Origin of the sequence: Pigmentiphaga sp. (assembly GCF_019689535.1) — a bacterium.
Classification (GTDB): Bacteria; Pseudomonadota; Gammaproteobacteria; order Burkholderiales; family Burkholderiaceae_B; genus Pigmentiphaga.
Genome location: NZ_JADGHH010000132.1, coordinates 1 through 9,932, shown reverse-complemented (window position 1 = coordinate 9,932; position 9,932 = coordinate 1). Strand labels below are relative to the sequence as shown.

General features: G+C 66.2%; 8 protein-coding genes. All 8 read right to left on the bottom strand.

The annotated features are described in order from the left end of the window. Positions 1-993: TrkH family potassium uptake protein (locus IRZ12_RS12070; RefSeq protein WP_296468723.1), on the bottom strand; the 993-nt coding region annotated here is incomplete at its 3' end. A 16-nt stretch (positions 994-1,009) separates the two neighbouring features. Beyond that, positions 1,010-2,386, bottom strand: a complete 1,377-nt coding sequence (gene trkA / locus IRZ12_RS12065; RefSeq protein WP_296468721.1) for a Trk system potassium transporter TrkA — start codon at positions 2,384-2,386, stop codon at positions 1,010-1,012. Between the two features lie 162 nt (positions 2,387-2,548). After that, on the bottom strand, positions 2,549-3,286 hold the full coding sequence (locus tag IRZ12_RS12060; protein WP_296468719.1) for a response regulator: 738 nt from the start codon (positions 3,284-3,286) through the stop codon (positions 2,549-2,551). Positions 3,287-3,302: 16 nt separating this feature from the next. Then, positions 3,303-5,744: an ATP-binding protein gene (locus IRZ12_RS12055; RefSeq protein WP_296468725.1), complete on the bottom strand. Its 2,442-nt coding sequence runs from the start codon at positions 5,742-5,744 to the stop codon at positions 3,303-3,305. A gap of 23 nt (positions 5,745-5,767) precedes the next feature. Further along, positions 5,768-6,652, bottom strand: a complete 885-nt coding sequence (locus tag IRZ12_RS12050) for a DUF4390 domain-containing protein (RefSeq protein ID WP_296468717.1) — start codon at positions 6,650-6,652, stop codon at positions 5,768-5,770. Beyond that, positions 6,649-7,971: a 16S rRNA (cytosine(967)-C(5))-methyltransferase RsmB gene (rsmB, locus tag IRZ12_RS12045; RefSeq protein ID WP_296468715.1), complete on the bottom strand. Its 1,323-nt coding sequence runs from the start codon at positions 7,969-7,971 to the stop codon at positions 6,649-6,651. Before rsmB ends, IRZ12_RS12050 begins: the two co-directional genes overlap by 4 nt. Continuing rightward, positions 7,968-8,918 (bottom strand): methionyl-tRNA formyltransferase, encoded by a 951-nt coding sequence (gene fmt, locus IRZ12_RS12040; protein ID WP_296468713.1) that lies wholly within the window; start codon positions 8,916-8,918, stop codon positions 7,968-7,970. Before fmt ends, rsmB begins: the two co-directional genes overlap by 4 nt. Before the next feature lie 237 nt (positions 8,919-9,155). Next, positions 9,156-9,656 carry a peptide deformylase gene (gene def / locus IRZ12_RS12035; protein WP_296468711.1) on the bottom strand — a complete coding sequence of 167 codons (501 nt, stop codon included), beginning with the start codon at positions 9,654-9,656 and terminating at the stop codon, positions 9,156-9,158. Between the last annotated feature and the right edge of the window lie 276 nt (positions 9,657-9,932).

Below are 9,932 nucleotides of genomic sequence, written 5' to 3'. Positions count from 1 at the left end.
GGAGTAGTCAGTACTCACGAATCCCGTCGTGGTCGCTACCGATACCGTATTGAACAGCGCATAACGCAGGGCCGTCCAAAAGGAATCGTACGTCCCCCGCACGAGCAGCAGCGCGGTAATGAGTGCGACCGAAATCGCCAACACGGCGAGATACGCCTTGGCTTCGGTGCTGCGGGCATACGGCTCGAGGCTGCGGCGGCGGAATGCCTGGAAATGCAGCGTGAAACTAATGCCGGCCACGACCATGAACACCACGGCCACCAGCTCGACCGCCGGCGACGAGAAAGCGGCAAAACCCGCATCGCGCGTCGAAAATCCCCCCAGGGCAACGGTGGAAGCCATGTGGCAATACGCTTCGTACCAGTTCAGTCCGGCCGCCCTGTACGCCAGGACGCAAGCCAGGGACAGCAGCATGTAAATGGCGTACAAACCCTTGGCGGTACCCGTGATCCGCGGCGTGAGCTTCTCGTCCTTCATGGGGCCCGGGGTTTCGGCCCGGAATATCTGGCTGCCGCCGGCCCCAAGCATGGGCAGGATGGCAACGGCAAGCACCAGGATGCCCATGCCTCCTATCCAGTTCAGCGTGCAGCGCCAGACGTTAATGGACGGAGGCAGCGCATCCAGGCCCGTCAGGACGGTGGCGCCAGTCGTCGTCAATCCGGACATGGCCTCGAAATAGGCGTCGGTGATCGACAGTGGCATGCCCGCTTGGCGGTAATAAAAAACCAGCGGCAGCATGGCGATCACCGCCACGACCGTCCACACGAGCGAGACCAGCAGATACCCATCCCGGGGCGTCAACTCGCGCCGTCGGCTTCGGGTCGCCAGGCTCAACAGCGCCCCGGCCGCCAAACCAGCGACCAAGGCCCGGATGAAGGCATCCTTGGCGCCGTCTGCGAAGACGAAGGACGCGGCCAGGGGAATCGCCATGGTCATCGAGAACAGGACGATGACCAGGCCCAGGACGTGCAAGACCGGAAGCAGTTTGCGCATGACTGGGCGGTCCGGGTCAGAAGAAGGTCGCCGAGACCTGGAAGAGTTTCTCCACCTGCGCAATCAACCGCTGGTTCGCCACGAACACGATGACGTGGTCGTCGGGTTCGATGACGGTATCGTGGTGGGCCATCAAGACTTCCTCATGGCGCACGATGGCGCCTATCGTCGCACCGGCAGGCAGGTTGATGTCCTCGATGCGGCGGCCGACCACTTGGGAGGACTTGGCGTCGCCGTGGGCGATCGCCTCCAAGGCCTCGGTGACACCGTGCCGCAGGCGATGGACGGCGACGACGTCACCGCGGCGGACGTACCGGAGCAGTTCGCCGATAGTCGCCTCCGACGGAGAGATCGCGATGTCGATGCGGCCACCCTCCATCAGCTCCCCATAACTCTTGCGGCCGATCAGGGCGATCACCCGGCGCGCCCCCATCCGCTTGGCGAGCAGCGACGACATGATGTTGTCTTCATCATCGCTGGTCAGCGCGAGGAATAGATCCATTTCGGCGACGTTCTCTTCCTCGAGCAGATTCTCGTCGGTGGCGTCGGCATTCAGGATAAGGACGCGGCTGGGAAGCTGGGTAGCCAGCAATTCGCACCGCCTGCGGTTTTGCTCGATGATCTTGACGTCGCAGTGGTCACCGATGCTCTTGGCCAACCTCAGCCCGATATTGCCCCCGCCGGCGATCATCACGCGCTTGACGCGCTTGTCGCTCTCCCGCAGCTCGCGGATGATGGCGCGCACGTGGCGCGTATCGGCCAGGAACAAGACCTCGTCGGCCGGTTCGATGCAGGTGTCGCCGTCGGGCTTGACCAGGCGGCCGTTCCGGAAAATCGCAATGATGCGGACGTCGGCGGCGGGCAAGCGGTCGCGCAGGCTCTGGATGGGCTGGCCGGCCAACGGACTGCCTGCGGCGGCCCGCACGGTAACGGCACACACCCTGCCGCCTGCAAATTCCACCACTTGCAAGGCTTCCGGGATCTCGACCAGCTTCTCGATATAGCGCGTGACACTGCGCTCGGGGCAGATCAAGTGATCGACATCGAACCCGTCCTCGCCCATCAGTTCCTCATGGTCGAGGAACTCCGACGACCGGACCCGGGCGATGCAGCGCGGCACGTTAAACACGCGCTTGGCAAGCTTGCACGCCACGAGATTGGTCTCGTCGGCAGTGGCGCAGGAAATGAACAGATCGGCGTCTGCGGCGCCGGCTTCCTGCAAGGTAGAAATATGCGTGCCGTTGCCCATCAGCCCGCGCAAGTCCAGGCGGTCCTGCAGCATCGCCAGCCGGGCGCCATCCGTGTCGATGACCGTGATGTCGTTGTGCTCGGACACCAAGTTCTCGGCAACGCTGGTCCCCACTTGCCCCGCGCCGAGTATCAGAATCTTCATGTCACTTATCCACCGCGAGGACTCGCCTGCATCGCCGTTTACGGCCAGATTGTACTCGCAAAAACACTGCTCCGGCCCGCCACCCACTCCCGATCCGGGCGATTGCGGCCCGCTTCCCCGGTTCGCCGCCTTGCGGCTCAGGCCGCACGAGGCCGGACTGGCTTACGCATTCCGTTTGCGCGACAGCTCGATCCCGAGCTGCTTGAGCTTGCGATACAAGTGGGTGCGCTCCAGGCCTGTCTTGTCTGCCACGCGGGTCATGCTGCCCCCTTCGCGCGCCAGGTGGTGCTCGAAATAGACGCGCTCGAATGCGTCGCGCGCTTCGCGCAGGGGCAGGTCGAGCGAAACGGACAGGAGCGGAGACCGGGCCTGTGCATCGTGCGCGGATGGGGGCGCGCCCGCATTGCGCTCGGCCGGCGATACGAGGCTGGGGCTCGACGCCCGCATGCCGTCGCCTGCGGCCAGGGACGATGCCGGGTAGGGCGACGATGCCGGACGCGCGGCGGCGGGCGCCGGGGGGGGCTTGATGCCGGCGCGCCCGCGCTCGAGCGCCGCGGCGATGGTCTTGAGCAGGCGGGTCATGGTGATGGGCTTCTCGAGAAAGTCGACTGCGCCAATGCGCGTCGCCTCGACCGCGGTGTCGATGGTCGCGTGGCCGCTCATCATGATCACAGGCATGTCGAGCAGGTCTTGCGACGCCCATTCCTTGAGCAAGGTCACGCCATCCGTATCGGGCATCCAGATATCGAGCAGCACCACGTCGGGACGGTGGGCGGCGCGCAGCGCGCGGGCTGCAGCGGCGTTCTCGGCCAAATCGACCGTATGCCCCTCGTCGTAAAGAATCTCCGACAGCAGTTCGCGGATGCCGACCTCGTCGTCAACCACCAAAATTCTGGCCATATCTTAGAAACCTCTGTTACGCAGACTGCGCCCCTGCAGTCTCGGACAAATGCGCGGTGCCATGTGCAGCATCGGTACCCCCGGCGATCCGAGTAAATAGTATAGAGACCATTGCCCCTCCTTCGGGCCGGTTCGCAAGATCAATTCTGCCTCCGTGCTCTTCGACGATTTTCTTGACGATCGCCAACCCGAGGCCCGTGCCGCGCGCCTTGGTCGTAATGTAAGGCTCGAAGGCGCGCTGCAGGATGCGGGCGGCGAAACCGGTTCCGGTGTCGGTCACCATGAACTTGATCGAAGCATGGTCGCGGCCGTCGGGCAAGGGCGTGTTGATGAGCCGGGTGCTGACCGAGATGCGATCGTCCGGTCCCAGCTCCGCCGCTGCCCCCGACTGCCTGGCAGCCTCTTTGGCCTTTTCCTCGATCGCGTCGCGCGCGTTGGCGATCAGGTTGTGGATGACCTGCCGAAGCTGCGTCGCATCGCCGCGTACGCGAGGCAGCCCCGCTTCGAGCTCGACGGCCAGCGCGATGCTGCCCGTGCCGGCTTTCAGCACGCCGCCTGCGGGGTCCCAGCCGTACAGCGTCAATACCTCTGCTACCAGGTCGTTCAGATCGAGCAACTGATGCTGGGCCGGGGGCGTGCGCGCATACTCGCGGAAATCGTCCACCATGCGCTGCATCGAGCTCACCTGGTTGATGATGGTAGTGGTCGACCGCTTCAACATCTCCGCATCGGCCGGAGCCAGCTTATCGGCCAACTTGAGGGCAATGCGTTCGGCAGACAACTGGATGGGGGTCAGCGGGTTCTTGATCTCGTGCGCCAGCCGCCGCGCCACCTCACCCCACGCCACGGCGCGATTCGCAGAAATAACCTCGGTGATATCGTCGAACACTACCACATAGCCCCCGCTGGCACCTGCGACCGGCAAATGCGATCCTCGGGCCAGCAGGGTAATCGTATTGTCGTCCGACGCGAAGCCGGATTTGTTACTTTCTCCCTCGTGCGCGGCATCGGCCGGCGGCGGCCGCACGATCTCGAATTGCTGTTGCCAGTATTGGCGGCCCGTGCCCGCGGCGGCATGCTCGGCGAACGCGGTCCGTATGGTCTGGGCGAAATCCGTCAGGCCGTCGACCGTCTCCAGGGGGCGGCCGGTCACCGCGCGCAGATCCACCCGCAGGATCTGCTGCGCGCCGCGGTTGACCATCGTCACGCGAAACGCCTCGTCGAACACCAGCACCCCCGACGACAAATTCGACAGAATGCTTTCCAGGTACACGTTGCTGCGTTCGAGCTGGCGCCGGTTGCTCTCGACCATGCGCCGCGCCTCCTCGAGCTGGCGCGTCATGGCATTGAAAGAGCGGGTCAGCTGCCCCAGTTCGTCGCGCTGGGGCGGCTCGGGAATAGGGCGATAGTCGCCAACCCCGACCGCCTGGGTGCCTTCGGCCAACCGGAGCAAGGGGCGCACCAGGCGCGAGGACAGCGAGAAGGCCGCCGCGATGGCAGCGAACACCGCCAGCAGCAATGCCAGCGTCAGCGTGATGCCGTACAGCTTGCGCAACCCCACGCGCGAAAGCGAGAGCTCCTGGTAATCCCGGTACCCGCTCTGCACCTCCTCGGCATTGCGCGCGATCTGGTCGGGCACAGCCTGCATCAGCTGCAAATAGCGCGACTCCGGGACACCGGGCAACTCGAAGCCCCCCAACGGAGCGATCGGCACGATCACGCGCAGCCTCAACGCGCCGCCGTTGGGCGTATCGCGCGTGGTGCCCAACGGCCCCTGCACGCCCTCCAGCGTCGTCGGGCTGGAGGCGCTGTTCGCCTCCGCCGCCGCATACGACCGCGAAATTCTCAATTGCCGCAGGATCTGGGGCGGAGGCGCCTCCGGCACGAGCGAACCGTAGGTATTGGTGGACCAGGCGAGGACCCGCCCGCTGGCGGTGAATACCATGGCCTCCTGCACGCCCACCTGCTCCCGCAAGCGCGTCAGCGACAAACCGATGCTCGCTTCCGGCGTATCGCCCAACTCGATCGACATCGTGCGTGCCTTGGCGTTCATCTCCTGCAGCTGCGAATCCAGCGCGGCCCGGCCGAGGTTCAGCCCCGATTCGAGCGCGGTGTCGACCCGGACATTGAACCAGGATTCGATGGAGCGGGACAGGAACTGCACCGACAGCATGTAGATCAATACCCCGGGCACCACACCCACCAACGCAAACGCGAGGGCGAAGCGCGAGGTCAGCTTGGCGCCGAACTGGCCGCGCCGCAGCTGGCTGCCCAGGCGCACGGCAAGCACGACTACCCAGACGAATAGCACCAGGGCCACGATTGCGTTCAGCCCGAGCAGGAGCGCGTAATGCTCTTCCAGGCGCGACGAGTTGCCGGTAGACCAGGCAAGCAGGAACAAGAGCAGCAGCGCGCTGATGCCTGCCACGCCAAGCAGGACGCGCAAGAAACGGTTCATGAGCCGCACGCGACGGATACGCATCATGGGGACTCCGCGGGCGGCGACAACCCCACCCCGGGGCGATGGCCTGAAGCGGCGCCGGGCAAGGCCAAGCCATGCCCGCCAGGCGAGTCGGCGTTGCCGGAATGACCAGGCCTAGGGCTGTCGTTGGAAGGATGAGGGGCGGGCGACGGCCTGGCTGGAGCCGTCGCGGATTCCTGCGGGTATGACGACGGGGCGGCCTGGCCGGGAGCGGTCGTGGGCGACGCGCCACCTGGCCCTGGTGGCGGCACGGGCGGAGGAGGTAAGCCCGGTTGGGGGGAAGGCGCAGGCGCGGCATTGGCCGGCGCCGATGCCTCCTTGCCGATGCGCACCTCGAACTCCGTCCACGGCGTCGCAAGCGACCAGTCGCTGCTATTGAGCGCATTGACCTGGAACGGCTTGGAAAGCTGCGAAATGTCGAAGCGCACCCTGAGCCGCCCTGCGTAACGTTCCTCGGCGCGCAACTGGTCGCGGTCGCCGATGCGCCAATTGCGCACGTGGCGCACGACGGACAAGGCTTCCGCGAGCGACCCCACGGGCAGCGCCAGGTTGCCCGTATGTACCCGCCACTGCCGCGTAAGCGGATTGTGGACGATGCGCCAGCTCTGGGTGGAAGAGAGCACGACTTCGTCGAACCAGTACCAGCGCGGCCGCCTGATCTCTACCTCGACGGAGAAATACAGCGGCAGCCCGCGCGAGACCGCATCTTCCAACTGGCTATTCAGATTCAGGGAAACGTCTGCGCTCAGCAGGAGGTCGCGACCGCGCTCGGTCACCGTCACGGACTGGACGGCCGGCTCGGCGGCCGCAACCATGCTGTTCCAGAACAGCACCAGGAGCAGGGCCGGCAGGTGGACGACGCGAAGAAGTCGGAAGATGATCAAACCTTGGCAAACAACGCGTAGAAAAAACCATCGTGCTGCTCGGCCGGCCGATCAGGCTCCGCCTGCGTAAGCAATTGCCCCGGTGCAGGCAACCGCTTCGCGTCGGAGTGCCGCAGCTGGAAGGCTTCGGCTTGCTTGACCCCCTCCGCGGGGAAAATCGAGCAGGTTGCGTAAAGCAATTTACCACCGGGCGCCACCACCTGCCACAAGGCGTCGACGATCTTCGCCTGCAACGCTGCGGTGGCATCGATGTCGCTTTCCCGGCGCAGCCACCGGATGTCCGGATGCCGCCGGACGATGCCCGATGCCGAGCATGGCACGTCGGCCAGCACGGCATCGAAAGGCTTTCCATCCCACCAGCCGTCCAGGTCAGCGACGTCTGCCGCCTTCGTGCGGGCCGAGAGCCCCAGCCTCTCCAGGTTGGCGTCCACCCTTGCGAGCCGCTCGGCATCGACATCCAGCGCGAGTAGATCGAGGTCGGCCAACTCCAGCAAATGCGCCGTCTTGCCGCCCGGGGCGGCGCACGCATCGAGCACCCGCATGCCGTCCCGCACCTGCAACAGCGGCGCAGCCAGCTGTGCGGCGGCATCCTGGACCGACCACCACCCTTCGATGAACCCGGGCAATTGGTGGACGGGCCGCGCCTGCGCCAACGCCAGCCCCACCTCGCCTACCGGCCAGGCCTCGATGCCGGCGTCGCGGAAAGCCTGCCGCACGGCTTCCCGGTCGGCCCGGCGGCGATTGACGCGCAGGACCATCGCCGGGGGCTGGTTCGCGGCGCGCAGCAGCGTCTCCCAGTGATCCGGATAATCGATGCGCAGTCGCCTCACCCACCACTCCGGATGGTTCCAGACGGCCTCGGGCCGGCGCGCCACCGCGGCGAGCACCCCGTCGCGCTCACGCAAGAACCGTCGCAGGCTACCGTTGACCAAGCCTTTGAAAGGCGCCAGCGAACGTTGGCCGGACGCCGCCCGGACAGCCTGGTCGACCACGGTGTGGGGGGCGTACTTGACGCCCGATGCCGCGGTCTCGCGCTCGTCGACGACCAGCAGGGAAAACGCCGTCAGCAACAGCGCATCCAACAGCGGGTCGGCAGGCTTGCGCGCGATGAGGTGTTGCTTGACGGCGCGGGCCCGGCCCAGATAGCGCATGGCATGGAACGACACCGCCTGTGCCGCGGGACGCAGCGGCGCGGGCAGGCGCGCCAGGGCATCCGTGAGCGAGACCCCGGCGAGCACGCCCTGGACTGCGCGTGCCGCGTTGAGCAGGACTTCCGATAACGGCGCCGAGTGGGCGCCGGCGGATGCGGACTGGGTCATCCGGCGGCTCCAGGTTGCCAACCTCGCACGAACACGTCCACCGGCTGGCGCTTGCCTCCGGCTTTCTGCAGTTCGGTCAAGCGCAACACGCCCCGGCCAGTGGCCACGTCGATGCCCTCGGGGCCGGCCGCCAGGACGCTGCCCGGGGCAGCGCCCGCCTGCGTTTCCAGCGCCCGGGCCCGCCACACCTTGACCGGCTCGGCGAGCCCCGGCAGGCGCAGCGTGGCGCCGGGGACCGGATTGAACGCCCGGACGCGGCGCGCCAGTTCGTCGGCCGGCCGGGTGCAATCGAGGGCAGCTTCGGCCTTGCCCAGCTTTGCCGCGTAGGTCACGCCGTCTTCGGGCTGCGGCGTGGCAACCAGCTCGCCGGCTTCCAGCCGCGAGAGCGCCTGTACGATCAATTCCCCACCCAGTGCGGCCAGCCGGTCGTGCAGCTCGCCGGCGGTTTGGTCCGGCCCGATCGGGATCGCCTCCTTGAGTAGCATGTCGCCCGTATCCAGGCCGGCATCCATCTGCATGATGGTGACGCCCGTCTCGCCGTCGCCTGCCTCGATGGCGCGCTGGATCGGGGCTGCCCCCCGCCAGCGCGGCAGCAGGCTGGCATGGATGTTCAGGCAGCCAAAACGGGGCATGTCGAGCACGGACTGCGGCAGGATCAAGCCGTAGGCTGCCACGATCATCGCGTCCACATTGGCCCCGCGCAAGGACTCGTGCGCCTGCGCGGCCTCTTCGGGAAACTTGCCGTCCAGGCGCAGGCTGCGTGGCTGGATCACGGATATGCCGGCTGCCTGCGCCTCGGTCTTGACCGGGCTGGGGGTCAGCTTCAAGCCGCGGCCGGCAGGCCGGTCGGGCTGGGTCAGGACGAGGACGATCTCATGCCCGGCGGCAAGCAGCGCCTTCAAGGCGACTCGGGCGAATTCCGGCGTACCGGCAAAGGCTAATCGCATTTGAAATCCAAGGGAAACCCTGCGCCGCGCAGCGCGAGGCCTCCTGCCTCGCCGCCGGTGCTCGCGGCCGCCAGGCCGGCAAAAGACGCCGGTTGCGCAACGCCGCAAGGAAGCTCCCCCTTGGACTGGCCTCATCCATGAGAGCCCGTTCAAGCGCAGGCTACCGCTTCCAGGACGTAACGCGGGGTGTGATTCGAGAGGGGAATGATACCGTGACCCGCGCCCCAGGCAGGGGCGCTAGGCTGCCTGCAGCTTGCGCAGCTTGGTCTTGATCCGGCTTTGCTTGAGCTGGGATAGGTACTCCACGAACACCTTGCCATCCAAGTGGTCGAGCTCGTGCTGCACGCAGACCGCCAGCAGCCCGTCCGCCTCGAACTCGTAGCGCTCGCCCTTCTCGTTGGTCGCCTCTACCTTGATCCGGGCCGCGCGCTTGACTTCGTCGTAGATGCCGGGAACCGACAGGCAGCCTTCCTCATACACCTGCGTTTCTTCGCTTTTCCAGGTGATGACGGGATTGATGAGGACGAGCAGATCGCTATGGTCTTCGGAGACATCGATCACCACGATGCGTTCGTGGATGTCTACCTGGGTGGCCGCCAGCCCGATGCCCGGCGCAGCGTACATGGTTTCGGCCATGTCGCGCACGATGCGGCGAACCCGGTCGTCGACCACCGCTACCGGCTTGGCCTTCTTGTGCAAGCGCGCGTCGGGATAATGGAGAATGGGTAGCAATGCCATGATTGATCGCATGGCCCCGCATTCCGGGGCATCTTCACTTTTCTCGTAAATGGGGCCGGCTGGCCGCATTCCAAGGACCAAGATAACACAGGTTCCCGCCGCGGCGCCGCCCTCGGCCTGGGGGTTTGAGGCTGGAACGCCGCAAAAGTTCGGCACGCTTGAGCTCGGTCTTTGCTGTCCGAGCGGCCCTATCCCGAGTCCCCGTCGCATGGTTACATACCGGCCGACGGCGCCCGCCCTGGGCCCACACCCTGTTCCACTGGCATGCCCCTCGCC

Excerpts from the sequence above, each read along its gene's own strand:
- trkA (WP_296468721.1), bottom strand. The coding sequence starts at position 2,386 with ATGAAGATTCTGATACTCGGCGCGGGGCAAGTGGGGACCAGCGTTGCC.
- IRZ12_RS12060 (WP_296468719.1), bottom strand. The coding sequence starts at position 3,286 with ATGGCCAGAATTTTGGTGGTTGACGACGAGGTCGGCATCCGCGAACTG.
- IRZ12_RS12055 (WP_296468725.1), bottom strand. The coding sequence starts at position 5,744 with ATGAACCGTTTCTTGCGCGTCCTGCTTGGCGTGGCAGGCATCAGCGCG.
- rsmB (WP_296468715.1), bottom strand. The coding sequence starts at position 7,971 with ATGACCCAGTCCGCATCCGCCGGCGCCCACTCGGCGCCGTTATCGGAA.
- fmt (WP_296468713.1), bottom strand. The coding sequence starts at position 8,918 with ATGCGATTAGCCTTTGCCGGTACGCCGGAATTCGCCCGAGTCGCCTTG.
- def (WP_296468711.1), bottom strand. The coding sequence starts at position 9,656 with ATGGCATTGCTACCCATTCTCCATTATCCCGACGCGCGCTTGCACAAG.